Raw genomic sequence first — 25,294 nt, 5'->3', positions numbered from 1 at the left:
GTGATGGAGCGCCAAGATCGAACCGGGTGCCCACCCCTTCCCAAGCGAGAGCTTGGGCCCCTTCCCCTCCCGCTTGCGGGAGGGGAGTTGGAAGGATCAATATATGAACGAGATGACCCCCTTCGCCAATCCGGTCGCCAAGACCGAGACGTTCGACCAGATCCAGATCGGCATCGCGTCCCCGGACAAGATCCGTTCGTGGTCGTTCGGCGAGATCAAGAAGCCCGAGACCATCAACTACCGCACGTTCAAGCCCGAGCGTGACGGCCTGTTCTGCGCGCGCATCTTCGGTCCGATCAAGGACTACGAGTGCCTGTGCGGCAAGTACAAGCGCATGAAGTACAAGGGCATCGTCTGCGAGAAGTGCGGCGTCGAGGTTACCGTCTCGAAGGTCCGCCGCGAGCGGATGGGCCATATCGAGCTCGCCGCCCCGGTCGCGCACATCTGGTTCCTGAAGTCGCTGCCATCGCGCATTGGCCTGCTGCTCGACATGCAGCTGAAGCAGCTCGAGCGCGTACTGTACTTCGAGGCGTACATCGTCATCGAGCCGGGCCTTACCCCGCTCGAGAAGTACCAGCTGATGACCGAGGACGAACTCCTCGACGCACAGGACCAGTATGGCGAGGACGCGTTCTCGGCCGGCATCGGTGCCGAAGCAGTCCGCATCATGCTCGAATCGCTGGACCTCGTTGGTGAGCGTACCGCGCTGCTCGAAGAGCTCGCAGTCACCAAGTCCGAGCTGAAGCCCAAGAAGATCATCAAGCGCCTGAAGGTCGTCGAGAGCTTCATCGATTCGGGCAACCGCCCCGAGTGGATGATCCTCGAGGTCGTTCCGGTCATCCCGCCCGAGCTGCGCCCGCTGGTGCCGCTGGACGGTGGTCGTTTCGCGACGTCGGATCTGAACGATCTGTATCGCCGCGTCATCAACCGCAACAACCGCCTGAAGCGCCTGATGGAGCTTCGTGCGCCGGACATCATCGTCCGCAACGAGAAGCGCATGCTCCAGGAGGCCGTCGACGCACTGTTCGACAATGGTCGCCGTGGTCGCACGATCACGGGTGCCAACAAGCGCCCGCTGAAGTCGCTGTCCGACATGCTCAAGGGCAAGCAGGGCCGCTTCCGTCAGAATCTGCTCGGCAAGCGCGTCGATTATTCGGGTCGTTCGGTCATCGTGACCGGGCCTGAGCTGAAGCTGCACCAGTGCGGCCTGCCGAAGAAGATGGCGCTCGAGCTGTTCAAGCCGTTCATCTACGCGCGTCTCGATGCGAAGGGTCTGTCGATGACCCTGAAGCAGGCGAAGAAGTGGGTCGAGAAGGAGCGCAAGGAAGTCTGGGATATCCTGGACGAGGTGATCCGCGAGCATCCGGTCATGCTGAACCGTGCGCCGACGCTTCACCGTCTCGGCATCCAGGCGTTCGAGCCGGTATTGATCGAGGGCAAGGCGATCCAGCTTCACCCGCTGGTCTGCTCCGCGTTCAACGCCGATTTCGACGGCGATCAGATGGCCGTGCACGTTCCGCTGTCGCTGGAAGCGCAGTTGGAAGCGCGCGTCCTGATGATGTCGACGAACAACATCCTGTCGCCCGCCAACGGCAAGCCGATCATCGTTCCGTCGCAGGACATGGTCCTCGGTCTCTATTATCTGTCAATGATGAAGGAGAACGAGCCGGGCCAGGGGATGCTGATCTCCGACATGGCGGAAGTGCATCAGGCGCTGAACGCACAGTCGGTGACGCTGCATACCAAGATCATCAGCCGCGTTCCGCAGACCGATGAGAAGGGGAAGCAGTACCTTAAGCGGTACGAGACGACGCCGGGCCGCATGCTGCTGGGCGAGTGCCTGCCGCATAGCCACAAGGTGCCGTTCGACACCGTCAACCGCCTCCTCACCAAGAAGGATGTGGGCGACGTGATCGACGAGGTCTATCGTCACACCGGCCAGAAGGAGACCGTCCTGTTCGCCGATGCGATCATGACGCTCGGTTTCCGCCACGCGTTCCGCGCCGGCATCTCGTTCGGCAAGGACGACATGATCATTCCGGACGCCAAGGTTGGTCTGGTCGACGACACCAAGGCACTCGTGAAGGACTTCGAGCAGCAGTATCAGGACGGTCTGATCACGCAGCAGGAGAAGTACAACAAGGTGATCGACGCCTGGAGCCGTTGCGGCGACCAGGTCGCGAACGCCATGATGGACGAGATCCGTGCGGTGAAGGTCGACGAGGAAACCGGCCGTGAAAAGCCGATCAACTCGATCTACATGATGGCCCACTCGGGTGCGCGTGGTTCGCAGGCGCAGATCAAGCAGCTTGCCGGTATGCGTGGCCTGATGGCCAAGCCGTCGGGCGAGATCATCGAGACGCCGATCATCTCGAACTTCAAGGAAGGCCTGACCGTCCTTGAGTACTTCAACTCGACCCACGGCGCTCGCAAGGGCCTCGCGGATACGGCGTTGAAGACGGCGAACTCGGGTTACCTGACGCGTCGTCTGGTCGACGTGTCGCAGGATTGCGTCATCATCGAACCGGATTGCGGCACGACCCGCGCGCTGGAGATGAAAGCCATTCTTCAGGGTGGTTCGACCATCGCATCGCTCGGCGAGCGCATCCTCGGTCGTACGACCGCGGAGGACATCGTCGATCCGAAGACCGGCAAGGTCGTCATCCCGTCGGGCACACTGCTCGACGAGCCGATGATCACGACGATCGAAGGCCTCGGCACGCAGTCGTGCAAGATCCGCAGCCCGCTGGTCTGCGAGTCGAAGATCGGCGTCTGCGGCAAGTGCTACGGGCGCGATCTCGCCCGCGGTACGCCCGTGAACATCGGTGAAGCTGTCGGTGTCATCGCCGCGCAGTCGATCGGTGAGCCGGGCACGCAGCTGACGATGCGTACGTTCCACATCGGTGGTGCGGCGCAGCTCAACGAAACGTCGAACCTCGAGGCGCATGCCGACGGCACGGTGCAGTTCCGCGATCTGCGTGTCATCGTCGACCAGCGTGGTCGTCGCGTGGTGCTCAGCCGCTCGGGTGAAATCGCGATCGTCGACATGGACGGCCGCGAGCTCTCGGTCGATCGCATCCCCTACGGTGCGTACGTGCTGTTCGACGATGGTCACATCGTGTCGAAGGGCGACCGGATGGCCGAGTGGGATCCGTTCACCATGCCGGTGATCACGGAGAACCCGGGCACGATCAAGTATGTCGACCTGATCGAGGGCAAGACGCTCACCGAGCAGACCGACGAAGCCACGGGTATCGCCCAGCGCGTCGTGATCGAATATCGCGCGGCGACCAAGTCGAAGGAGGATCTGCGTCCGCGCCTGACCCTGCTCGACGAGACGTCGGGCGAGAGCGGTCGCTACATGCTGGCGATCGGTGCGACCCTGTCGGTCGAGGACGGCGCACAGGTCCAGGGCGGCGACGTCGTGGCCCGTGTCAGTCGCGAGAGCGCCAAGACGCGCGACATCACCGGTGGTCTTCCGCGCGTTGCCGAGCTGTTCGAGGCACGTATCCCCAAGGACTCGGCGATCATCGCCAAGATCTCGGGCCGCGTCGTGTTTGGCAAGGATTACAAGGCGAAGCGCAAGATCGGCATCCAGCCAGAGGATGGCGGCGACGTCGTCGAGTATCTGGTGCCGAAGTCGAAGGTCATCGACGTCCAGGAAGGCGATTACGTCAAGCGCGGCGACAATTTGATCGGCGGCTCGCCCGATCCGCACGACATCCTCGAGACGATGGGCATCGAACCCCTCGCCGAGTATCTCGTGTCGGAAATCCAGGAGGTCTATCGTCTTCAGGGCGTGAAGATCAACGACAAGCACATCGAGACGATCGTTCGTCAGATGCTGCAGAAGGTCGAGATCACCGACGGCGGCGACACCACGCTGCTGAAGGGTGAGCAGGTCGATCGCGAGGAAATGGACGCGACCAACGAGAAGCTCGAGAAGAAGCAGACCCGCGCACAGGGCAAGCCGATCCTGCTCGGCATCACCAAGGCGTCGCTGCAGACCCGCAGCTTCATCTCGGCGGCCTCGTTCCAGGAGACCACCCGCGTCCTCACCGAGGCAGCGGTCCAGGGCAAGCAGGACATGCTGATGGGCCTGAAGGAGAACGTGATCGTCGGCCGGCTCATCCCGGCAGGCACCGGTGCAGGCCTCAACCGCCTGCGGGTCGTGGCCAACAGCCGCGACGCCTCGATGCGCGTCGCCCAGCGCAAGATGGCGGAGGTGTCGATCGTGGCACCGATGTCGGCTGCCGACGAGCACGCCGCCGAACTGGCACGCAGTCCGCGTGAAGCAGGCGGCGTGGGTGAAGACCCGCTCGCATCGGTCGTCACCTCGGGCACCGGCACCGACGCGGATGCCGGCGAGTATCTGAACGAAGCCGAGTAATCGGTTTCGTCGGACGCCTAGGCGCTGACTAAGGAAAAGGCCGCCGTCCGGGACACCGGGCGGCGGCCTTTTTCGTTTGCTCGAACGGGCTCCTTCCCTCTCCCATCGGGAGAGGGGGAGACGCCGAAGGCGGCGAGGGTGAGGGCACGACGTACGTGGCCAGCCGTCCGATCTCCACGATGCGGTGACCCAGCCCCCGCCCCCCGGCGAATGAACTCTTGGTCATCAGGCCGTTGTCATGTTGCGGGGCGAGCGCCGCCGGGCTAGGCGAACGGCCGATGCGGTCGGCGTACCATCCTTCGTCGAGCGAGACGCGCGTTTCCACGCGACGTCGCAGTGCCGCGCTCGTGCTGACGGTGATCGCGCACATCCTGATCATCCTGCTGCTGTTGCGACTGGCCCCGTCAGCCGTCGTCAAGCCGGAGGAACGGCGCGATCCGGTCACCTTCCAGATAGCGCCCGACCAAAGCACGCCGACCCCCGCGAAGCGCACGCCGTCGCCGACCAAGCAGAAACGCGCCAGCGGTGGCTCCCCTCCGCGGGCGGCACCGCGCACCGAGTCCGCGCAGACGCCCCCTGCCCCGGCGAAATCTCCGCCGCCGCTGCCGATCAAGATGCTGGGCGGGATGGAAATGTTCGATGCGGCCGATATCTCGAAGATGCCTGTGCATCCCGAAGACCAGCTCGCGGGCGGGGATGGGGGGAGCGGGACGGGGAAGGGTCAGGACAGTGGTTCGGCCTATGGTCCTGGCGAGGGGCCGGGCGGGCAGCGGCTGTACAACGCCGAATGGTACCGCGAGCCCACCCATGCCGAGCTCGCCGAGTTCCTACCCAACGGTGCGCCGCCGGGCGGCTGGGCATTGATCGCGTGCAAGACGATCGCGAATTACCAAGTCGAGAACTGCCGGTCGCTCGGCGAATCCCCGGTCGGCTCGGGTCTTTCCCGCGCGATGCGGCAGAGCGCCTGGCAGTTCCGCATCCGCCCGCCCCGCATCAACGGCAAGCCGATGATCGGCGCCTGGGTCAAGATCCGGATCGATTTCACGCAAGGCGGCGACAAAAAATAGTCGTCCGCCACGGCGTCGTTCCGCAGAAATATCGCCGACGCTCTGGAAATTCGGACCGACCACGGGCATTTTTAAAGCATGACGACCGATCCCAGCGACAAACCGCCCTCGCTTGCCCGTGCAACGCGGACGAGCGTGATGCTGAGCGCGGATGTGTTTCGCGTCGACCGGGACGGCGCCAGCCAGCACCGCGTCACCAACATCTCGGAAACCGGCGTCTGCATCGCGCAGGCCGGGGACCTCGTGGCGGGCACCGTCGTCGTCGTGGCGATCGGGTCGGTCGCCCCCGCCGCCGCCAACGTGGTGTGGGTCCGGAGCGGGCTGGCAGGGCTGGCGTTCCAGAAGCCGATCGACGTCTCCGAAGCGCGCCGCCGACGGGCCTCCGGCAGCACTTTGCGCCCGCCCGCCGCCGGCTGGCTCACCGAGCTCAACAATCCTTATAAGAGCTGACTACAGCGTCCGCGGCACCGTCTCGAAACGGCCGTTCTCGACGCGGATTTCGTTGAAGGCGGGTGGACTGCCGCGGGTGCGCTTCGACAAGGTGCCCGCACCGATCATGCGGATCGTCCGCCCTTCGCGTTCGATCGGAATGTCGAACGGATCGTGGACGTGGCCCGACAATACCGCATGCGCACCAGCCTCCGCCAGCGCAGACAGCGCCGCGTCGCCGTGACGCGTTTTCGCGGTCCCGGTCGTTCCACCTTCTAACAGCGGATGATGCGCGCCGATGAAGATCAGATTGCCCTTCGGCACCTCCGTGATCATCGCCAGCGCGCGCTTGAGCGAGCCGGGGCTCACGCGCCCCTTCGACCAGTTCCACCGCCACTGCGCCCGCGCGGTCGTCTTCAGCGGCACCACCGTGACGCCGGGCAGCTCCAGCGGCCGCTCGATCATCTGCTCCACCGCGGCATAGCGTTGATAGGGCGAGAACAACCGCCGGAACGGGTCCCAATAATAGGGGATGTCGTGGTTGCCGACCTCCAACGTCACCGGCACGCCGAGCGACCGCAGCCAATCACCACCCTGTTGGAACTCGTCCTTGGTGGCACGCATCGTCAGGTCGCCGGTCATGATGACCGCGTCCGGCTTTTCCTGCGCGACGCAATCGGAGAACCAGGCGATCGCCGCCGGATCCTCCGCGCCGAAATGGACGTCGCTGACGTGGAATAGCTTCAACGTATGGCCCCCCATCGTCATGTCAGGCGAGGTCCGCCAGCTTCGCCGGCTGGTGCATCGGGCAGCCGTTGAATTTACCACGGAAGCTTGCAGACTGCATGTACGTGTCCTTGCGCACGCGGTTCACCCCGCCGAGCGGCTGGTGCGCGGTGATCCCATGCCAGATGCTGTACGAGAGAGCGTCGTCGGTATGATCGGTGACGCCATGCTCCCAGGAAAGCTGTGCCGGCACGTCGAGCGTGGCGACAGTCACGAACGGGCTCTCCGCCTCGTCCCAGACCACCGACGCGTCCTCGATCGGCATCTTCTCAAGATCCGTGTTCAGCTGCACGCGGAACTCCCACTTGCCGCCATGCTCGACCAGTTCCTCGCGGACGACCTCGCGCAACGCGTCCGGGCGCGCGGTGATGTCGACCAGATCGCCGGTAAGCCCCGTCAACTCGGGCGAGACCGGGAACAGCGCGACCTTGGCGATATAGTCGCCGAAGCGAAACGGCGTCTGCGAATAAAAGGTTTCGCCGAGCGGGTGGACGGGCTTGGCGCCGCCGAGCGTGGTCAGCGTCGCCGACTTGCCGCCGACCGCTTCGAGCGCGGACTCGACGACGCGGAAGGTGGCCGACATCGCCTTCTTCACGCCCTCGAACCGATCGGTCGTCTTCGCCAGCAGCTTCAGGTTCTTGGCAAACGCCTTCGAGTCCGCCGCGGAAAAGGCCGGGCCGTTGACCATGATGAAGTCCTGCGTCGTGTCGCCTTCCGATCCCGGCAGGCGTGCGCCCTCGACATCGAGGATCTTCAGCGCGAGGCCGCGCGGCAGGCTGATGCTGTCGTCGAGGATATCGCCGGCGTTGGTCGAGATCCGGATGATAGCCTCGTGCTGGCCCGGCGTCGCGAAGATACCCTGTGCGAGTTCGGGCGGAAGGCCATCGGCGACGGTGAAGGTGCCGCGCGCGATGCCGTGCGCCTTGGCGTGGACCGACCGGACCGCATGGCCGTAATCTTCCGAGGTGGTCTCCAGGATCTCCTGGAACGAGTCCTTCATGCTCTGCAGCGTTTCCTGCTCGTCGGGCGCGATCGTTTCGACCGACGGATCGAACCGCACGGGGTTGGTGCTGGGCATTGGGGTATCTCCGGTTAGTGCCTAGCGGTAACCCGTCGACCCGACAGACGTTCCGGGTCCGTTGCGCCGGCCGGTCGTTGCAATGCAGGCGCCCGACGTCGATGTAGGCCGGCAAAAGGAGCCATCATGCACATTCCCACGATCACCGCCCCGACCGTCGCCATCGCCGGCTCGGCCGATCGCTTCCCGGTACGCCGGATCTTCTGCGTCGGCCAGAACTACGCCGATCACGCGCGCGAGATGGGCTCCGACCCCGACCGGCAGGAGCCGTTCTTCTTCACCAAGCCCGCCGACGCGGTGGTGGAGAACGGCAGCGCGCTGCCCTTTCCGCCCCAAACCGAGGACCTGCATCACGAGGTCGAACTGGTCGTCGCGCTTGGCGCTGGCGGCAAGGACGTCGCGGTCGCGGATGCGGCGGCGATGATCTTCGGGGCAGGCGTCGGCGTCGATCTGACGCGGCGCGATCTGCAGGCGGCGGCGAAGAAGATCGGGCGGCCGTGGGATATGGCGAAGGGCTTCGATCGCTCCGCCCCCGTCGCGGCGCTGACACCGGGCGTACCCGCCGCCTCGGGCGGTATCGCGCTCGCGATCGACGGCGAGACGCGCCAGGCGGGCGACCTGTCGATGATGATCTGGAGCGTCCCCGAAATCATCGCGACGCTGTCGACCTTCGTCGAGCTGGCGCCCGGCGACCTGATCTTCACCGGCACCCCCGCCGGGGTCGGGCCGATCCGCCGGGGACAAGCCGTGCGCGCGACGATCGACGGGTTCGAACCGCTCGAGGTGACATTCGCCGCCTGATCGGCCATCGTCCCCGATTATAAGCGAATAAACGGGGGCGGCATGGCTGACACGCGGGAATACGGCGAACGAGATTCGGGCGCGGATGGCTTTTTGAGCCGGGCTCGCACGGTTGCCGCGCCCGGCTTCAACCGCTGGCTCGTGCCGCCCTGCGCGCTCGCCATCCACCTGTGCATCGGCATGGCGTACGGGTTCAGCGTGTTCTGGCTGCCGCTCTCGCGTGCGATCGGGATTTCGGACCCGGTCGTCTGCCCCAACCTCTCGCTGATCGGCGCGTTGACCACGACGACCTGCGACTGGCGGGTGAGCGATCTCGTCTGGACGTACACGCTGTTCTTCGTCGTGCTCGGAGCCGCCGCCGCGATCTGGGGCGGGTGGCTGGAACGCGCGGGCCCGCGGAAGGCCGGCATCGTCGCGGCATTCTGCTGGTGTGGCGGCATGGGGATCGCCGCGATCGGCGTGTCGATGCACCAGCTCTGGCTGATCTGGATCGGGTCGGGCGTGATCGGCGGGATCGGGCTTGGGCTTGGCTATATCTCGCCGGTGTCGACGCTGATCAAATGGTTTCCCGATCGGCGCGGCATGGCGACCGGCATGGCGATCATGGGCTTCGGCGGCGGCGCGATGATCGGCGGACCGCTTGCCGACCTGTTGATGAAGCATTTCGCCAGCCCCACAGGCGTCGGTGTCTGGCAGACGTTCCTGGTCCTCGCGAGTGTCTATTTCGTGTTCATGATGGCCGGCGCGATCGGCTATCGCGTGCCCGCCGAGGGTTGGGCGCCGGCGGGCTGGACCGCGCCGACATCGGCCAAGGCCTCGATCAGCCGCTTCAACGTCGCGCTGTCGAACGCGCACCGCACGCCGCAATTCTGGCTGGTGTGGCTGGTGCTGTTCTTCAACGTCTCCGCCTCGATCGGGATCATCGGCATCGCCTCGCCGATGTTGCAGGAGCTGTTCGGCGGTCGCCTGATCGATGCGCCGGGCGTGCTGTTCACCGCGTTCGACGACGACCAGAAAAAGGCGGCGGCGGCGGTCGGCGCGGGGTTCGTCGGTGCGATCAGCCTGTTCAACATCGGCGGGCGGTTCTTCTGGGCGTGGTTGTCCGACCGGATCGGGCGCAAGCCGATGTTCGCGACCATCCTCGTCGCCGGCGCGCTGCTCTACGGTCTGGCGGCACCGGCGCTGGCGGGCACGACGCTCGGCCTGTTCATCCTCGTCTTCTGCATCCTCGCCTCGATGTACGGCGGCGGGTTCGCGACCGCGCCGGCGTATCTCGCCGATCTGTTCGGGACGAAATATGTCGGTGCGATCCATGGCCGGTTGTTGACCGCGTGGTCGACCGCGGGCGTGGTCGGGCCGTTGCTCGTCGCGAACATGCGTGACCGCGCGATCGCGGCGGGCGTGCCGCGTGGCGATATCTATCCGCCGATCTTCTGGGTGCTGGCGGCTATGCTGGTCGCCGGGTTCGTCGCGAACCTGTTCGTCCGGCCGGTCGCGGCGAAGTTCCACATGCCCGCGGACGAGAGGCCGATCGCGGTCGAGACGATGGCGGGCGGCGGGACGGTCGCGGCGGAAGGCGGCACCTCGCCGGTGATCGTCTTCGCGTGGCTGGCGGTCGGGCTGCCGATCCTCTGGGGGATCTACATGACGCTGTCGAAGGCGTTGATCCTGCTCAAGTAGAGCGCAACCTGAACGATCGGCCATCGGTTGCCCCTGTTCCCCCCAGACAGGAGCTTCCCATGGCCGACCGGCTCACGATGCAGGATCCGCGTACGCAATATCCGCAGCCCCCCTTCCCACAACAGCCGCAGGAAGCCCCGGGTATCGCGTCGAAGATGGACCCGAAACCCGATCACGGCGAGACGAGCTACAAGGGCTCGGGCAAGCTGGGCGGGCGGAAGGCGCTCATCACCGGCGGCGATAGCGGGATCGGTCGCGCCGCCGCGATCGCCTACGCGCGCGAGGGCGCCGACGTCGCGATCGTCTATCTTGCCGCCGAGGAAGCCGATGCGAAGGAAGTCGTCGCGCTGATCGAGGCCGAGGGGCGCAAGGCGCTCGCGCTGCCCGGCGACGTGAAGGACGAGGCGTTTTGTCGTGCCGCGGTCCAGCAGACGGTCGATGCGTTCGGTGGTCTCGACGTGCTGGTGGTCAACGCCGGGCGCCAGCAGACGCGGCCGACCGTCGCCGATATCTCGACTGACGATTTCGACCAGACGATGAAGACGAACGTCTATGCGCTGCACTGGTTCGTGCAGGCCGCGGTGCCGCATCTGCCCGTTGGCGCGGCGGTGATCACGACCGCGTCGGTGCAGGGCTATGATCCGTCGGACAATCTGCTCGACTATGCGACCACCAAGGCGGCGATCGTCGCGTATACCAAGGGTCTCGCCAAGCAGCTGATCGAGAAGGGCATCCGCGCCAACGTCGTCGCGCCGGGACCGTTCTGGACGGTGTTGCAGCCGAGCGGTGGCCAGCCGCAGGAGATGGTCGAGACGTTCGGGTCGAAGAGCCATTTCGGGCGTCCCGGCCAGCCGGTCGAGATCGCCCCGGTGTATGTGCTGCTCGCCTCGCAGGAGGGGAGCTATATTACCGGTGAGGTCTACGGCGTCACGGGCGGCGCGGGAGTCGCCTGACCTTTGGTCCTCCCCCGCAAGGAGGAGGTGGCTGGCTCTTGCCAGACGGAGGGGGAGGTGAAGATCACCGCGGTTGCGCATTCCTCCCCCTCCGTCACCTGCGGTGCCACCTCCCCCTGGCGGGGGAGGATTATCTGACGGATCACCCTACCTCCACATCGCTATTGCACATCGTTATCAAATCTGTACCTGTGTGCCGGTGATCATCCGCCAGCGCCTCTCCCCCATCATGACCGTGTTCCGCGCATGACTCGTGGCACGATCAAGGCCTGGTATCTCGTCCACAAATGGACGAGCCTGATCTGCACCGCGTTCCTCCTGATGCTCTGCGTGACCGGCCTGCCGCTGATCTTCGAGGAGGAGATCGACGGCTGGATCAACCCGCCCGCGCCGATGGCGACGCTGCCCGCGGGCACGCCGTCGCTCTCGCTCGACACCGTTCTTGCGCGGGCGGCGAAGGCGGCTCCCGGAGAGGTGCCGCTCTACATCAGCTTCGACGAAGATCGGCCGATCGTCTACGTCACGACTGGGCCGACCCCCGACGCAGTGCCCGCGACGATGCATTTCCACGCCTTCGATGCGCGTACCGGTGCAAAGATGCCGCCCTATGTGCCGGGCGTGATGGCGTTCATCCTCGAACTCCACACCGACATGCTGCTCGGCTTCTGGGCGGAGATATTCCTCGGCGTGATGGGACTGTTGTTCTTCGCGGCGATCGTCTCGGGCGTCGTGCTCTACGCGCCGTTCATGGCCAAGCTCGACTTCGGCACGTTGCGGCGCGGACGCAGCAAGCGACTCGGCTGGCTCGATCGCCACAATCTGCTCGGCATCGTCACGCTGGTGTGGGCGAGCGTCGTCGGCGTGACGGGGACGATCAACACCTTCGTCGTGCCGATCACCGCCATCTGGAAGGCGAACGGCCTCTCCGAGGTCATCGCCAGCGAGGCGCGCACGCCGCTCGGGCCCCAGCGCGCGTCGGTGCAGGCGGCGCTCGACGCGGTGCAGCGCGAGGCGCCCGAGATGAAGCCGCAGTTCATCGCCTTTCCCGGCGTCGTCTTCAGCAGCCAGCATCACTACGCCGTGTTCCTGAAGGGTGCGACGCCGCTGACGTCGAAGCTGTTGCTGCCGGGCTTCGTCGATGCCGCGACCGGACGGCTCGACGCGGTCGTGCCGATGCCCTGGTACATGCAGGCGATGCTGCTCGCACAGCCGCTGCATTTCGGAAATTACGGTGGCCTCGCGATGAAGATCGTCTGGGCGATCTTCGACATATTGACGATCATCGTGCTCGGCAGCGGGCTGTATCTTTGGCTGCGTCGTCGCGGCGGTCCGAGCGACCAGCGCGTCCGCGAAGTCGTGATGGCGGGAGAAATTGCATGACCCACAAGACCAACCGCCAGATCTTCGCGCTGCCGATTTTGCTGGGCGTGTCGACCGTCGCGGGGCTGGGCGCGGGATTGATCGGCGACGGCGTCTGGGACGTCGGCGCAGGGCTCCTACTCGCGCTGCCACTGGCGGTAACCGGCCGCTACTGGGTCCGCCAGCCCGCCACGCAATCCCGCCAGACCGCCGCCCCAAAAGTCGCGTCGATCGCCCGCTGAACCAATCCTCCCCCGCCAGGGGGAGGTGGCGCCGGAGGCGACGGAGGGGGAGAACACGGAACGGCAGTTACACCTTACCTCCCCCTCCGTCAGGCAAGAGCCTGCCACCTCCCCCTTACGGGGCAGGATCGTGAAACCTGCGCGGGGATGACGGTGTCTTTGCCGCGCGGCTTCGATGGTGCCTGGAACGGGAAATGGAGCCGGTTTTACCCGGCTCCATTCTAATCACGTTGCTGGCGTAATCTGCGGGGCCGGTGTTGCCGTCGGCGCTGGCGCTGGCGCAGCTGCCGCAGCACCGACCGGTGCTGGGGCCGCACCCGCGGTCATCGGCGGCGGCGGAGGCGCCATGCCGGCTGGGGGCGGAGGCGCACCCGGGCCGCCGGGGCCACCAGGACCATCACGCCCCGGACCACCCGGTCCACCCGGACCACGCGGCGGGCCGCCGATGGGGCCGAGCGCGGTCACCTTGCCGCCTGCACCGACCAGGAACGCGGCATGGACGAAGCCATCCTCGAATCGGCCCTGGACCGTCACCGGCTGGCCGGCGGTGACGAGAGTGCCGTCCTCGCCTTCACGACCCAGGTCGACCAGCGCGCGGCCGGTCGGGTCGGCCATCACGAACTTGTTGCCGTAGATCTCGGCGACGGTGCCGCGGATGGTAACGATGCCGTCCGATTGGCCGTTCGACTGGAGCGAGCGGATCGCGACCGGCGTGGCGGGCGCCATGGTCACGCTGGGGCGCGTGGCGGCGACCGTGACGGCACCGGCGGCACCACCGACCGCGAGCAGGCCAGCGGCGGCGAGCGCCAGGCGGTTGCGGCGAAAATTAAAGCCCTTCTTCGGGGCGCTGCGGGAATGTTCGGTCACTTGCGTCTTTCCTCTCGTTGGTTGACGAATCACTCTCTAGGCGCGCGCTGCCGACGCCCGCTGAACCAAGCCGTTCAGATTCCGTTGTGGTCTCGGACATAGGGACGATCGCATGCGGGTATTATTGGTCGAGGACGATGCGGCGATCGCCGATGGGTTGGCCCGGGCACTGCGCGCGGAGCATTTCGCGGTCGACGTCGCGAGCAACGGCGAGGATGGCGGCCACCTCGGCGCGACCGAACTCTACGACGCGGCGGTGCTCGACCTCGGCTTGCCCAAGCGCGACGGCTTGTCCGTGCTGCGCGACTGGCGTGCGGCTGGTCGCGACCTCCCCGTCCTGATTCTCACCGCACGCGACGGCTGGTCGGAAAAGGTCGAGGGCTTCAAGGCCGGCGCCGACGATTATGTCGTCAAGCCGTTCCGCGTCGAGGAGGTGGTGATGCGTCTCCGCGCGCTGGTCCGCCGCGCCGCCGGCCATGCCGCGTCGCGCGTGACGTGCGGGCCATTGGCCTTCGATGCGCAACTCGGCACGTTCGAGCTCGACGGTTTGCCGCTGAAGCTCACTGCGTTCGAATGGCGGGTCCTCTCCGCACTGATGCTCCGCCGCGAGGTGGTGATCGAACGCGCGGACCTGATCGAGCGGGTCTATGAGGGCGATGCGGACGTGGACTCGAACTCGATCGAGGTGATCATCGGCCGGTTGCGGCGGAAGATCGGCGCGCAGATGATCGAGACTGTGCGCGGGCGGGGGTACCGGCTGACGGCGGATGGGTCGTGATGAGAATCATGCAGGCCATAGCCTGCACCCCGGCGAAGGCCGGGGCCCAGTTGGGGAACGTTGCTAACGGAGCGCGGTCCGCCATTATAAATGTCTTTCCAACTGGGCCCCGGCCTTCGCCGGGGTGGCGTGTAAAACACGGATCATCTCGCCCATCCGGTCGGGCGCGATGACCCGCTTCCGCCTCGTCCCGCGATCGCTCTTCGGGCGAATGCTCGTCATTGCAGGCCTCTCGACCGGGTTCGCGCTGCTGTTCGCTGGGATCACGATCGGCAACGTGCTCGAGCGCTTCGTGATGCGTGGGCTCGACGAGCGGCTCGATGCGCAGGTCGCGGTGCTGGCGCGCGCGGTGCGACCCGACGCCACCCTCGATCGGACCCGCGCGGTCGACCTGCCGGATTTCGGCCTGCCCGGATCGGACTGGTCCTGGCAGGTCGAAGGCCCCGCCGGTCGGGTCGACAGCGGCACGACCCGCCCCCTGCCCCCGATCACGCCCCCCGCTCCCAAGCCGGCGCCCCCAATCGACGCAGCGCCCTTAACACCGCGACCCGATCCCGAAGGGCCACCTCGTCCTCCCGGCCCCGGTGGCCGCGAAGATCATGCACTCCATGCCGGCGACACGCGCGACCGCAGCGGCGAACGCCTCCACTCGCGCACCCTGGACGTCACGACGCCGCGCGGCACCGTGACGATCACCGCGATCGGCCCTCGCCGGATCGTCGAAGAACCACTGCGGGAGGCGATGATCCCGCTGCTCGGTTCTCTCGCGCTGCTCGGCGTCGGGCTCGCACTGGCGACGCTGCTCCAGCTCCGGTTCGGCCTGCGTCCGCTGCGCGATCTCCGCACGTCCCTTGCTGCGGTCCGCGCCGGTACGGAACGCCACGTCCCCGACGAGCAACCCGGCGAGCTGCAACCGCTGGTCACCGAACTCAACGCGCTGATCGACCAGAACGCCGCCGGACTTGCGCATGCTCGCCAGCATGTCGCCAACCTCGCGCATGGCCTGAAGACTCCGCTCGCCGCGCTCTCGCTGAAGCTCGCCGAAGCAGGGGCCGATAACGATGTCCGCGACATGGTCGACCAGATCGACCGCCGCGTTCGCCATCACCTCGGCCGTGCCCGCGCCGACGCGACCGGTGGCGCCCGCACCCGGACTCCTATCGGTCCCGCCGTCGACGATCTGGTCGCAGTACTGCACCGCATCCACGCCGATCGCCCGATCGCGCTCGAGATCGCCATCCCTGCCGACCTAGCCGTTGCGATCGACCCGCAGGACCTGGACGAGATGATCGGCAACCTCCTCGACAACGCATGGCGTCACGCGCGCGGCGCAATCGCGATCGGCGCGGAGGCAGACGGTCCGCTCCTCTCGCTCTCGATCGCCGACGATGGCACCGGCCTCGGCGATACCGCGATCGCGCAGGCGATGCTCCCCGGTCGGCGCCTCGACGAGCACGGCGATGGGCACGGCTTCGGCCTGTCGATCACCCGCGAAATCGTCGAACTGAACGGCGGCACGATCACGCTCGGTCGCTCGCCCGAACTGGGGGGGCTGCTTGTCCGCCTGGTTTTGCCGCAGCACCGCTAGTCCGGGTTTGACCGCCGCGCAGCAATCGACGCGGTCATGGATCGGCGGGCCGCAACGATGGTTGAGATGCCATGCCCGCTCCCCTTCCCCACTCGTTATCCTCTTGGTCCGAAGCGCCGCGCGTTCAGGCGCTGAACGCCCACGATGTCCGCCCTGGAGGCCGCTATGTTCTGTGCTGGCTGCAACAGGCACTGCGCGCGCGCGACAATCCGGTGATCGACGCCGCGATCCATCTCGGCAACGCGCTGGGCCTGCCTGTCCTCGTCTATCACGGGCTGCGCGAGGATTATCCTTACGCCTCCGATCGCCTGCACCACTTCATCCTCGGCGCAAGCCGCGATCTGGCACGCGACTGTCGTCAGCGCGGGGTCGCCTGCATCCAGTATGTCGATCGAGCCAAGGCACGCGAAAAGGGCCTGGTCTACCGCCTCGCGGCCGACAGCGCTGCCGTTCTGGTCGAGGACCAGCCGACCTTCGTCGCACGATGGCAGTCGGAGCGGTTCGCGGAGCGCGTCGAGCGCGCAGTCTTCGCGGTCAACGCCGCATGCCTCGTTCCGCCGGCCGTGCTCGGCGAAGGCATCGGTTCGACCACCGCGTTTCGGCGTCGCCATCAGCCGGTGCGGAGCGACTGGCAGGAAGCGACCGATGTCGTACCAACGGTAGCGCCCTATGACGGACCGCTGCCGTATACGCCGGACCGGCTGGATGCGTGTTCGGATGCCGATCTCGACCGCTTCGTCGCGGCGGCGGCGATCGATCACAGTGTGCCGGTCAGCCCGATGTTCCCAGCAGGTCGCGAGGGCGCGCTGATACATCTCGAGCGGTTGATGGACACGGTGTTGCCGACCTACGCGGCAACGCGCAACGACGCCACCAACCCGATCGGCGCGAGCATGCTCTCGCCCTATCTCCACTTCGGCGTGGTCGGCCCGCGCGAAGTGATGGCGACGGTCGACGCCGCCGATGCGCCGGCCGCCAGCAAGGAGAAGTTCGCCGACGAACTGCTGACGTGGCGCGAATGGTTCCACTATCAGGCGCGCGCCCTGACAGCGCCCGAACGGTACGACCGGATCGCGGGATGGGCACAGGAAACGCTCGAAGCGCATGCGGGCGATCCGCGCCCCGATATCGAGACGCTCGACGCGCTGATCCACGGCGAAACCCGGGACGAGACGTGGAACGCCTGCCAGCGCCAGTTCCTGATCGACGGCTGGATGCACAACAATCTGCGCATGTACTGGGGCAAGCGGATCATCGCGATGACTCCCGATCCGCAGACAGCCTGGGCGACCGCCTGCTATCTGAACGACCGCCTCAGCCTGGATGGGCGCGACCCGTCGACCTATGGCAACATCGCCGCGACGTTCGGCGGCGGTTCGCCAGGCCGGGACGGACCTTCGGTCTATGGCAAGGTGCCGACCCGCTCGGATGGCTCGACGCGCCACCGCCCCGGCGGTCCCGATTGGCTGCAAGCAGCGGCGGCCAGACCGCGTCCCGATGCCACGGTGCCAGACGGCCTGCCGACCGAGCTTTATCTGACGGGCAAACCGCCCTTGTGATCGGTTGCCTTCGCCAGCGTCGTACCGGTGAACATGGGAGCGGCTAGCCGCAGCACCGTTTGGATTTCTTGCCCGACCCGCATGGGCAAGGATCGTTCCTGCCGATCTTGGCCGATGTCGCGCCGATCGTCTGCGCCGGCGAGTCCGGCTGGCGCCGCGATCGCGCCGTGTGCAGGCGTTGGACGCCATCGACCAGATCGGTCGTCGCGCGATCCTCGAATGCGTTGATCTCCATGCTATCGAGGGGGCTTTCGTTGCGCGCGATAGCGATCAGCCTCGACAGGCTCTCGAGCGCAGCGGCAGCGTCCCGGTCATCGCCGTTCGCCACCGCATCCCAGCCGTCCGGTCGCAACGCCATCGCCTCGGCGAACCCGTCGACCCACAGCTCCCACAACACGTCGCCGTTACGCTCGTCGACGTCGAAGATCGGTCGCAGCTTGCCGCGGGCGAGGTCGCGCACGATCTCCGCATGGCGTGCCATGACCGCGTCGGCAAACCACTGGACGTCGAGCGGGTCGTCGAACGGCGCGACGCCGCTGTCGTCGGAGCCCCAGACGCCCTGCAACCATTCGGCCGGCAGGATGGCTTCGGGGCAAACCGATATGCCGGTCAGAAACCCGTCCAGCTCGGTCAGCAGCATCGGTTCTTCGAGCGGCAGATCGGCGAGCGCATCGTCGAGGCGGCGCAGTCGGGACGCGAGCTGTTTCATGCCGTCACGTCGTGATCGCTCGGGCAGCGCATCTGGCGAGCACTCACAGGCTGACGCCGCGCCTGGTCATCTCGGCGGCGGCCATCGTCTTGAGCGCTCCCGATGCCTCGCGTGCGAAGATATCCGCGAGATCGAGCAGATCCTCGTCGTTCAGCGCGGCGATCGATGCGTGGATGGCCGCAAGTTCGGCGACCGCGTGAGCGCCCTCGACCGTGCGGCGCTTGATCCGTGATTTGAGCATCACCCGCCGTTAGCAGCAGTTGGTCGAAAATGGCAAAGTCGGAACGCGTGCGATCAGACTCGGCGAGCAGCGCCGATCACGCAACGCCGTCCCGAGTTTCGGGAACCCGCAGCATCGCGAGCGCGGCAAGCGCCATGACGACCGCTGCGAAGGCCATCGTCCAGATCGGCTCGGTGGGGAAGAACGCCTTCAGCACCGAGCCCATCAGCGTCGCGACCAGCAACTGCGGCAGGACGATGAAGATGTTGAACAGGCCCATGTAGATGCCGAGCTTGGCCTGCGGCAGGCTGGAGGCGAGGATCGCGTAGGGCATGGCGAGGATCGACGCCCAGGCGATGCCGATGCCGACTTCGCTGACGATCAGCAGCGTCGGATCGCGTACGAAGAGGAAGCTCGCGAAGCCCGCGGCGCCGCACAGCAGGCACGCGATATGGGTCTTCACGCGGCCGATCCGCTTTGCCAGCCGGGGCAGGATCAGCAGCGCGACCAGCGCCGCGACCGCGTTGTAGACCGCGAATAGGACGCCGACCCAGTCGCTGCCGGCATTGTATGCGGCGCTCGTCGCGTCGCTCGATCCGTACATGTATTGCGCGACGACGGGTGTGCTGAAGATCCACATGATGAACAGCGCGGACCAGCTGAAGAACTGGACGAGCGCGAGACGTTTCATCACGTCGGGCATGTCGCCGAAATCGCCGACGATCTGGCTCAGCGCGTTGTCGGTGTTGCCGCCGCGCGCGAGCACGATGGCGACGAGGCTGGCGACGCCGAACGCGACGAGCAACCCGCCGAGCAGATACACTTCCTTCTGCAACGCGAGTTCGGGGACAGCGGCGATCACCGCTATGCCGGCGACGATCCAGGCGATGCTGGTCGCAAAGCCGCGACTGGCGAGCGCGCGGACCGGTGCGGGCAGTGCCTCGTCCGCGTCACGCTCGGCGAACGACGCCATCTGGTCGGGGCTGTATTCGCGCGTGTTGCCGACCGTCCAGAGCACCGCCAGCAGCAACGCGGCACCGCCGAACCAGAAGCTGTAGCGCACCGTATCGGGCACCCCCGCCAACGCATCGCCCGACACGCCGAGACGCGCGAGCACGAACGGAAAGATCGAGCCGACCACCGCACCGGCGCCGATGAATGCGGTCTGGAGCGCATAGCCGGCGGTGTGCTGGTCCTTGCGCAGCATGTCGCCGACGAACGCACGAAACGGCTCCATCGAGACGTTGACCGAGGCGTCGAGCACCCACAATGTCAGCGCGGCGAGCCACAGCATTTTCGCCTCGGGCATCACGAACAGCGCGAGCGCGGCGAGCACGGCGCCGGCGAAGAAATAGGGGCGGCGGCGGCCGAAGCGGGTCCAGGTGCGGTCGCTGTAATGGCCGATGATCGGCTGGACGAGCAGCCCGGTCAACGGTGCTGCGACCCATAGATAGGAGAGGTCGTCGAGCGATCCGCCGAGCGTCTGGAAGATCCGGCTCATATTGGCGTTCTGCAGCGCGAAGCCGATCTGGATGCCGAAAAAGCCGAAGCTGATATTCCACAGACCGGCAAAGCCCTGGACTGGTTTCTCGTTCAAAACGCGGCTCTCCCTTGGCCGTCGCTTGTCTGCACGACGATCCTGCCGGTGCGGCTTGACGCCAAGCGGCTGTCGAAACAACCATGCATACGAATACCTTGCCTCTCCGAGCACGCGCGCGGCATGAAGGCCGGGATGACCGTCATGCCGAAAACCACGCTGCATCTTCAGGGCCGGGAGCAGCGTCCGCTGATCGCGATCGACGATTTCTGGCCCGATCCGGACGCGCTGCGCGAGGATGCGGCGAGCCTGCGGATGACCGCGATCGGCCCGCATTATCCCGGTGTCCGGGCCGAGGTCCCGCCTCGCCTGGCGGAAACGATGCGCCGCCGGATCGCGCCGTTGCTCGCGGAGCATTTCGGTCTCGATCCGGCGCCGGCGGTGTCGGAAGCCTATTATTCGCTGGTTACAACCGCGCCCACCGATCTGGCACCGATCCAGCGACTGCCGCATTTCGATGGCGTGGAGCCGCGGCGGATCGCGGTGCTGCTGTTCCTGGGGCATGGCGAGCAAGGCGGCACCGCCTTTTACCGGCAGCGGTCGACGGGGTTCGAGAGCGTCGATGCGTCGCGGCTCGATCGGTTCAAGACGGAACTGGAAGCCGGAGTGCAGACGTTTGGGATGCCGGAAGCGTCCTACATTGCCGGCGACACGGCGTTGTACGAGTGTGTCGGGGTTCAGCCGGCGCGCTTCAACCGGGCGCTCGTCTATGCGGGGAATACGCTGCACTGTGCGTATCTGCCGCCCGAGGTGGTGCTGAGTTCGGACCCGCTGGCCGGGCGGCTAACGCTGAATCTCTTCCTGTTCGACGACTGAGCGAGCCCGCTCACCCCGCAGGCTATTCGATCCTCCCCCGCCAGGGGGAGGTGGCGCCGAAGGTGACGGAGGGGGAGGTTACGCAACAGCGGTTGCTCATGCCTCCCCCTCCGTCAGGCTGACGCCTGCCACCTCCCCCTGGCGGGGGAGGATCGTTGCACGCTACGCTCCGCTGCTCGCGCGGATCACCAGTCGGGTTGGTAGGGGGGCGTCTTCGGACACTTCGCCGCGGAGTCTCGCCAGCAGCGTGCGCACGAGCGCCTCCCCTGCCCGGCGCGCGTCTTGTGTGACGGTCGTCAGCGGCGGATTGGTGAGTTGCGCGGACGCGATGTCGTCGAAGCCGACGATCGCGACGTCGTCCGGGATCGCTCGCCCCGCCGCCGCCAGCGCGCGCATCGCGCCGATCGCGATGCTATCGCTCGCCGCGAAGATCGCGTCATACCCGGCACCGCGCCGCGCGAGTTCGGCAACCGCGTCCTGCCCGGCATCTTCGGTGGTGATCGCATCGACCTGCAATGCATCGTCCACCGTCAGCCCAGCCGCCTCCAGCGCGTCGCGATATCCGCGGTAGCGATCCTCGAGTTCGGGATACCGTCCATCCGCCGCGCCGAGGAACGCGATCCGGCGCCGCCCTTGCGCGATTAGGTGCGCGGTCGCCGCCTCGCCCCCGCCGCGGTTGTCCGAACCGACCGTTATCCCCGCCGGCCCGGTGCCGACCGCGCCCCAGCGCACCACCTTGGTCCCCTGTTCGGTGAGGTGATCGAGGCGCGCACGATAGGCTTCGTAATCGCCGTAGCCGAGCAGGATGATGCCATCGGCCTTGCGGCTGTCCTGGTAATCGACGTGCCAGTCGCCGGACAATTGCTGGAACGAGATCAGCAGATCGTACCCGGCGCGCGCGCAGGCGTGCGTGATCGAGCCGAGCATCGACAGGAAGAACGGGTTGATGGTGGAATCGTCTTCGGCGGGTTCCTCGAAGAACAGCAGCGCCAGCGTGTTGGCCGATTGGCTCCGCAACGACGAGGCGTGCTTGTCGACGGCATAGTGCAGACTTCTGGCGATCGCCTCGATCCGCTGGCGAGTCTGCGGATTGACCGACTTCGATCCACGTAGCGCGCGCGATACCGTCGGCTGCGACACGCCGGCCAGTTGCGCGATATCGAACGAGGTCGGGCGACGACCCATCATTGGAGCCTGTGTCGGCAAAAGTGGTCGAGAAGAGACAGGGACTGCATGAACCAGTGAATACGTATGCCCGTCCCTTTTGCAACGACCCCGGCCGAAATATAGCCGGCCTGCGACAATCGACGCGAAAGCACGACGTCGAGGCTACCGACACAAGTCATTGAGGATGCGCGGGATCATTCCCGCCAAAGGGGTATTCATGAGCAATTTTGCACCGTGCCGCGCGCGCGCCACGAACGGCGTTTCCGCGCACAGCCGCCTCGCGCTCCGCGTCAGCGCCACAGCGCTCGCCGCCGCGTTGATCCTGCCGGGCCACGCCGCGTTCGCACAGGTCGCCCCCGGTGTTCCCAACGCCAATTCGACCGCGCCCGCGCAGGTCGATGCCGTCACGACCGCCGCAGAGCCCACGCCGCAGCCGGCCGACGCCGTGCCGACCGCGCCGCAGGACGCGGCCGCAGCAACCCCGGCGGACGACGGCGGTGACGATATCGTCGTGACCGGCATTCGCGCCGGCCTCGAATCCTCCGCCAAGATCAAGCGCCAGTCGGTGCTGATCGTCGACTCGATCTCGGCCGAAGACGTCGGCAAGCTGCCCGACGTGTCGATCGCGGACTCGCTCGCGCGCCTGCCGGGCGTGACCGCGCAGCGTCTCGAAGGTCGCGACCAGCGCCTGTCGATCCGCGGCCTCGGCCCCGATTTCTCGACCACGCTGCTCAACGGCCGCGAACAGGTCACGACCGGTGACAATCGCGGCGTCGAGTTCGACCAATATCCGTCGGAATTCTTCAAGAACGTCAACGTCTACAAGTCGGCCGACGCCTCGCTGATCGCCGCCGGGATCGCCGGCACGGTCGACCTGCGGATGCTGCGTCCGCTCGACCAGCCCAACCGGATCGTCGCGATCAGCGCGCGCGGCCAGATGAATGGCATCGACAAGCTCAATCCGGACGGCACGCGCTACGGCTATCGGGCCTCTGCGACCTATGTCGACAAGTTCGCCGACGACACGCTCGGCATCGCGATCGGCGTATCCGCGACGCAGACGCCGTCGCAGAACGAGCGCTACAACGCCTGGGGCTATAGCGGCACCGGCACCGCGGCCGACCCGTTCCTGGTCAACGGCGCCAAGCCCTATGTCCAGTCGAACGAACTGAAGCGCTACGGCGGCGTCGCGACGATCGAGTGGCAGCCGTCCGACAGCTTCCATTCGACCTTCGACGCGCTGTATTCGCATTTCGAGGAAACGCAGATCCTGCGCGGTATCGAATTCCCGCTCGCCGGGCAGCTGGCCAGCGCCGGTACGGTCGGCGGCACGACGGTTTCGGGCGTGACGAGCAGCGACGGTTTCGTCACCGACGCGACGTTCGGCAACGTCTTCGGCGTGCAGCGCAACGACTATAACCAGCGCAAGGCGGACAATTACTCATTCGGCTGGAACAACGATCTGAAGCTGACCGACACGATCCACCTGAACGTCGACGCCAGCTGGAGCCATGCCGATCGCACCGACTTCCTGCTCGAGACCAACACCGGCACCGGCTTCGCCAAGAGCGGCGCGGCGGATACTGTCACGGTCAAGCAGAACGGCAACGGCACCTACACCTTCTCGCCGACGCTGGATTACACCGATACCAACGTCTTCAAGCTGACCGATCCGCAAGGGTGGGGCAACAACGGCACGCAGCAGGTCGTCCAGACCGGCTTCCTCAACCGGCCGAGCTTCAAGGACGATCTGAAGTCGCTGCGCGCAAGCCTCAACGGCGAATTCTCGGACAGCGTCGTCAAGGGCTGGGAAGCCGGCGGCAACTATAGCCAGCGCAAGAAGACCAGCGCCTACACCTCCTACTTCCTGTGCCCGCCGGGCGGCGGCTTGGGCTGCACCGTGTCGAGCGGCTCGCCGCTCAGCAGCGACGTTCCCAGCGAGGCGCAGCTTGGGACCAATGTCGCGCTCGACTATCTCGGCATCCCGCAGATGCTGACGCTCGACCCGCTGTACCTCTACAACAACACGCTGCAGTCGGCGTTCGATGGCCGGCCGTCTGCGCTGGTGCGCGACAACGTCGTGCTTGAAAAGGTGTGGACCGGCTACGCCAAGGTCACGCTCGACGGCCTGGTCGGCGACAAGCCCCTCAAGGGCTCGATCGGTGCGCAGGTCGTGCATTCGGACCAGAGCTCGACCGGGCAGATCGCCAGCGTCGTCGGTGGCGCGGTGACGATCGCACCGGTGAAGGAGTCGGTGAAATACACCAACTTCCTGCCGTCCGCGACGATGTCGGTCGAACTGATCCCGCTGGGCTTCGTCAAGGTCGGCGCATCGCAGACGATGGTCCGTCCGCGCCTCGACCAGGAGCGCGTCACGCAGGACGTGGCGATCAACCTGACCAATATCGGCCAGACGCCTGCCGGCCTGTTCCCGGTGTTCACCTCGACCGGCGGCAACGTCAACCTGAAGCCGTATCAGTCGACCAACATCGATCTGTCGTTCGAGAAGTATTTCAGCGGTGGCGGCTATGTCGCGCTGTCGAGCTACTTCAAGCACCTGACCGACTTCGTCGATCCGAACAATTCGCTGCCCTACGACTTCTCGGCGCTGCTCCCCTCCCTGACCGCGGCGCAGCAGGCGCAGGTGATCGCGGCGGGCCAGACGATCGGCAACGTCTCCTTGCCCGACAATACCGGTCGCGGCGAAGTGCTCGGCGTCGAAGCAACCCTGTCGCTGCCGTTCAAGGCGATCACGTCCGCACTCGACGGGTTCGGCATGTTCGCCAGCGGCAACTACACGCAGTCGACGATCAAGTACGGCAGCAACCCGACCGAGGCGATCACCCTGCCCGGCCTGTCCAAATGGACCGGCAGCGGCACGATCTACTTCGAGAAATGGGGCTTCCAGGCGCGCGCAAACTATCGCTACCGCTCCAGCTTCCTTGCCGAAGTCGCCGGTCTGTCGGCCAACCCGACCTATCGGACCGCCAAGGCGGAAGCGATCCTGGATGCGCAGATCGGCTATGAGTTCCAGTCCGGCCCTCTGCGCAATTTCGCGATTTTGGCGCAGGCGAAGAACCTGACCGACCGGCCGTTCGTGACCTACCAGAACGACGACCCGCGCCAGGTGATCGACTACCAGCGCTATGGTCGTGATTACTATGTCGGCATCACGTACAAGTTCTAACGGGCAAGTTCCGATGTCGAT

At 66.3% G+C, this 25,294-nt stretch carries 20 protein-coding genes; 13 read left to right on the top strand and 7 right to left on the bottom strand.

The window, feature by feature from the left end:
* Positions 1 to 103 precede the first annotated feature (103 nt).
* The 3 genes from rpoC to H8S47_RS07745 all read left to right on the top strand — a co-directional run bounded on the left by rpoC (position 104) and on the right by H8S47_RS07745 (position 5,907).
* On the top strand, positions 104 to 4,390 hold the full coding sequence (rpoC, locus tag H8S47_RS07755) for a DNA-directed RNA polymerase subunit beta' (RefSeq protein ID WP_187503326.1): 4,287 nt from the start codon (positions 104 to 106) through the stop codon (positions 4,388 to 4,390).
* 278 nt (positions 4,391 to 4,668) lie between these two features.
* Complete coding sequence (locus H8S47_RS07750) at positions 4,669 to 5,457, top strand: hypothetical protein (protein WP_187503325.1); 789 nt, start codon at positions 4,669 to 4,671, stop codon at positions 5,455 to 5,457.
* Positions 5,458 to 5,535: 78 nt separating this feature from the next.
* Positions 5,536 to 5,907 carry a PilZ domain-containing protein gene (locus H8S47_RS07745; RefSeq protein ID WP_187503324.1) on the top strand — a complete coding sequence of 124 codons (372 nt, stop codon included), beginning with the start codon at positions 5,536 to 5,538 and terminating at the stop codon, positions 5,905 to 5,907.
* On the opposite strand, the gene H8S47_RS07740 is transcribed toward H8S47_RS07745, so the two are convergent.
* Together H8S47_RS07740 and H8S47_RS07735 are read right to left on the bottom strand one after the other, a co-directional pair.
* Positions 5,908 to 6,654, bottom strand: coding sequence for a metallophosphoesterase family protein (locus tag H8S47_RS07740; RefSeq protein WP_235982685.1), 747 nt, complete (start codon positions 6,652 to 6,654; stop codon positions 5,908 to 5,910). It lies immediately after the preceding gene.
* Position 6,655: 1 nt separating this feature from the next.
* Entirely contained in the window at positions 6,656 to 7,750 is a 1,095-nt protein-coding gene (locus tag H8S47_RS07735; protein ID WP_187503323.1) for a catalase family protein, read from the bottom strand.
* A gap of 126 nt (positions 7,751 to 7,876) precedes the next feature.
* Between H8S47_RS07735 and H8S47_RS07730 the strand changes: the two genes are divergently transcribed.
* The 5 genes from H8S47_RS07730 to H8S47_RS07710 all read left to right on the top strand — a co-directional run bounded on the left by H8S47_RS07730 (position 7,877) and on the right by H8S47_RS07710 (position 12,785).
* Complete coding sequence (locus tag H8S47_RS07730; protein WP_187503322.1) at positions 7,877 to 8,551, top strand: fumarylacetoacetate hydrolase family protein; 675 nt, start codon at positions 7,877 to 7,879, stop codon at positions 8,549 to 8,551.
* Positions 8,552 to 8,593: 42 nt separating this feature from the next.
* Positions 8,594 to 10,231: an OFA family MFS transporter gene (locus tag H8S47_RS07725; protein WP_187503321.1), complete on the top strand. Its 1,638-nt coding sequence runs from the start codon at positions 8,594 to 8,596 to the stop codon at positions 10,229 to 10,231.
* A 59-nt stretch (positions 10,232 to 10,290) separates the two neighbouring features.
* Positions 10,291 to 11,184, top strand: coding sequence for an SDR family oxidoreductase (locus H8S47_RS07720; protein WP_187503320.1), 894 nt, complete (start codon positions 10,291 to 10,293; stop codon positions 11,182 to 11,184).
* Positions 11,185 to 11,430: 246 nt separating this feature from the next.
* Positions 11,431 to 12,564 (top strand): PepSY-associated TM helix domain-containing protein, encoded by a 1,134-nt coding sequence (locus tag H8S47_RS07715; RefSeq protein WP_187503319.1) that lies wholly within the window; start codon positions 11,431 to 11,433, stop codon positions 12,562 to 12,564.
* A complete protein-coding gene (locus tag H8S47_RS07710; RefSeq protein ID WP_187503318.1) occupies positions 12,561 to 12,785 on the top strand; it encodes a hypothetical protein in 225 nt (74 codons plus the stop codon). Before H8S47_RS07715 ends, H8S47_RS07710 begins: the two co-directional genes overlap by 4 nt.
* Before the next feature lie 225 nt (positions 12,786 to 13,010).
* Here H8S47_RS07710 and H8S47_RS07705 read toward each other — a convergent pair whose 3' ends face one another.
* Positions 13,011 to 13,652, bottom strand: a complete 642-nt coding sequence (locus H8S47_RS07705; RefSeq protein ID WP_187503317.1) for a hypothetical protein — start codon at positions 13,650 to 13,652, stop codon at positions 13,011 to 13,013.
* Between the two features lie 112 nt (positions 13,653 to 13,764).
* On the opposite strand from H8S47_RS07705, the gene H8S47_RS07700 reads away from it, so the two are divergent.
* The 3 genes from H8S47_RS07700 to H8S47_RS07690 all read left to right on the top strand — a co-directional run bounded on the left by H8S47_RS07700 (position 13,765) and on the right by H8S47_RS07690 (position 17,577).
* Positions 13,765 to 14,430, top strand: a complete 666-nt coding sequence (locus tag H8S47_RS07700) for a response regulator (protein ID WP_187503316.1) — start codon at positions 13,765 to 13,767, stop codon at positions 14,428 to 14,430.
* A gap of 169 nt (positions 14,431 to 14,599) precedes the next feature.
* On the top strand, positions 14,600 to 16,018 hold the full coding sequence (locus H8S47_RS07695) for a sensor histidine kinase (RefSeq protein WP_187503315.1): 1,419 nt from the start codon (positions 14,600 to 14,602) through the stop codon (positions 16,016 to 16,018).
* Between the two features lie 71 nt (positions 16,019 to 16,089).
* The gene (locus H8S47_RS07690; protein ID WP_187503314.1) at positions 16,090 to 17,577 is read left to right on the top strand and encodes a deoxyribodipyrimidine photo-lyase; all 1,488 of its coding nucleotides are present in this window, start codon (positions 16,090 to 16,092) and stop codon (positions 17,575 to 17,577) included.
* Positions 17,578 to 17,620: 43 nt separating this feature from the next.
* On the opposite strand, the gene H8S47_RS07685 is transcribed toward H8S47_RS07690, so the two are convergent.
* The 3 genes from H8S47_RS07685 to H8S47_RS07675 all read right to left on the bottom strand — a co-directional run bounded on the left by H8S47_RS07685 (position 17,621) and on the right by H8S47_RS07675 (position 20,103).
* The gene (locus H8S47_RS07685) at positions 17,621 to 18,286 is read right to left on the bottom strand and encodes a UPF0149 family protein (protein WP_187503313.1); all 666 of its coding nucleotides are present in this window, start codon (positions 18,284 to 18,286) and stop codon (positions 17,621 to 17,623) included.
* Between the two features lie 43 nt (positions 18,287 to 18,329).
* On the bottom strand, positions 18,330 to 18,527 hold the full coding sequence (locus tag H8S47_RS07680) for a hypothetical protein (RefSeq protein WP_187503312.1): 198 nt from the start codon (positions 18,525 to 18,527) through the stop codon (positions 18,330 to 18,332).
* A 76-nt stretch (positions 18,528 to 18,603) separates the two neighbouring features.
* Positions 18,604 to 20,103 carry an MFS transporter gene (locus H8S47_RS07675; RefSeq protein WP_235982684.1) on the bottom strand — a complete coding sequence of 500 codons (1,500 nt, stop codon included), beginning with the start codon at positions 20,101 to 20,103 and terminating at the stop codon, positions 18,604 to 18,606.
* 123 nt (positions 20,104 to 20,226) lie between these two features.
* Between H8S47_RS07675 and H8S47_RS07670 the strand changes: the two genes are divergently transcribed.
* Positions 20,227 to 20,919: a DUF6445 family protein gene (locus tag H8S47_RS07670; RefSeq protein WP_235982683.1), complete on the top strand. Its 693-nt coding sequence runs from the start codon at positions 20,227 to 20,229 to the stop codon at positions 20,917 to 20,919.
* A 162-nt stretch (positions 20,920 to 21,081) separates the two neighbouring features.
* On the opposite strand, the gene H8S47_RS07665 is transcribed toward H8S47_RS07670, so the two are convergent.
* Positions 21,082 to 22,104, bottom strand: a complete 1,023-nt coding sequence (locus H8S47_RS07665; protein WP_187503334.1) for a LacI family DNA-binding transcriptional regulator — start codon at positions 22,102 to 22,104, stop codon at positions 21,082 to 21,084.
* A gap of 199 nt (positions 22,105 to 22,303) precedes the next feature.
* Here H8S47_RS07665 and H8S47_RS07660 point away from each other — a divergent pair, with 199 nt between their 5' ends.
* Positions 22,304 to 25,273 (top strand): TonB-dependent receptor, encoded by a 2,970-nt coding sequence (locus tag H8S47_RS07660; RefSeq protein ID WP_187503309.1) that lies wholly within the window; start codon positions 22,304 to 22,306, stop codon positions 25,271 to 25,273.
* Positions 25,274 to 25,294 lie beyond the last annotated feature (21 nt).

It is taken from the genome of Sphingomonas albertensis (assembly GCF_014358075.1).
In the GTDB taxonomy this organism is placed as follows: Bacteria; Pseudomonadota; Alphaproteobacteria; order Sphingomonadales; family Sphingomonadaceae; genus Sphingomonas; species Sphingomonas albertensis.
Note: the sequence above shows the minus strand (reverse complement) of the source record. Positions and strands in the feature narration are given on the sequence as shown.

Excerpts from the sequence above, each read along its gene's own strand:
- rpoC (WP_187503326.1), top strand. The coding sequence starts at position 104 with ATGAACGAGATGACCCCCTTCGCCAATCCGGTCGCCAAGACCGAGACG.
- H8S47_RS07750 (WP_187503325.1), top strand. The coding sequence starts at position 4,669 with ATGCGGTCGGCGTACCATCCTTCGTCGAGCGAGACGCGCGTTTCCACG.
- H8S47_RS07745 (WP_187503324.1), top strand. The coding sequence starts at position 5,536 with ATGACGACCGATCCCAGCGACAAACCGCCCTCGCTTGCCCGTGCAACG.
- H8S47_RS07740 (WP_235982685.1), bottom strand. The coding sequence starts at position 6,654 with ATGACGATGGGGGGCCATACGTTGAAGCTATTCCACGTCAGCGACGTC.
- H8S47_RS07735 (WP_187503323.1), bottom strand. The coding sequence starts at position 7,750 with ATGCCCAGCACCAACCCCGTGCGGTTCGATCCGTCGGTCGAAACGATC.
- H8S47_RS07730 (WP_187503322.1), top strand. The coding sequence starts at position 7,877 with ATGCACATTCCCACGATCACCGCCCCGACCGTCGCCATCGCCGGCTCG.
- H8S47_RS07725 (WP_187503321.1), top strand. The coding sequence starts at position 8,594 with ATGGCTGACACGCGGGAATACGGCGAACGAGATTCGGGCGCGGATGGC.
- H8S47_RS07720 (WP_187503320.1), top strand. The coding sequence starts at position 10,291 with ATGGCCGACCGGCTCACGATGCAGGATCCGCGTACGCAATATCCGCAG.
- H8S47_RS07715 (WP_187503319.1), top strand. The coding sequence starts at position 11,431 with ATGACTCGTGGCACGATCAAGGCCTGGTATCTCGTCCACAAATGGACG.
- H8S47_RS07710 (WP_187503318.1), top strand. The coding sequence starts at position 12,561 with ATGACCCACAAGACCAACCGCCAGATCTTCGCGCTGCCGATTTTGCTG.
- H8S47_RS07700 (WP_187503316.1), top strand. The coding sequence starts at position 13,765 with ATGCGGGTATTATTGGTCGAGGACGATGCGGCGATCGCCGATGGGTTG.
- H8S47_RS07695 (WP_187503315.1), top strand. The coding sequence starts at position 14,600 with ATGACCCGCTTCCGCCTCGTCCCGCGATCGCTCTTCGGGCGAATGCTC.
- H8S47_RS07690 (WP_187503314.1), top strand. The coding sequence starts at position 16,090 with ATGCCCGCTCCCCTTCCCCACTCGTTATCCTCTTGGTCCGAAGCGCCG.
- H8S47_RS07685 (WP_187503313.1), bottom strand. The coding sequence starts at position 18,286 with ATGAAACAGCTCGCGTCCCGACTGCGCCGCCTCGACGATGCGCTCGCC.
- H8S47_RS07680 (WP_187503312.1), bottom strand. The coding sequence starts at position 18,527 with ATGCTCAAATCACGGATCAAGCGCCGCACGGTCGAGGGCGCTCACGCG.
- H8S47_RS07670 (WP_235982683.1), top strand. The coding sequence starts at position 20,227 with ATGAAGGCCGGGATGACCGTCATGCCGAAAACCACGCTGCATCTTCAG.
- H8S47_RS07665 (WP_187503334.1), bottom strand. The coding sequence starts at position 22,104 with ATGGGTCGTCGCCCGACCTCGTTCGATATCGCGCAACTGGCCGGCGTG.
- H8S47_RS07660 (WP_187503309.1), top strand. The coding sequence starts at position 22,304 with ATGAGCAATTTTGCACCGTGCCGCGCGCGCGCCACGAACGGCGTTTCC.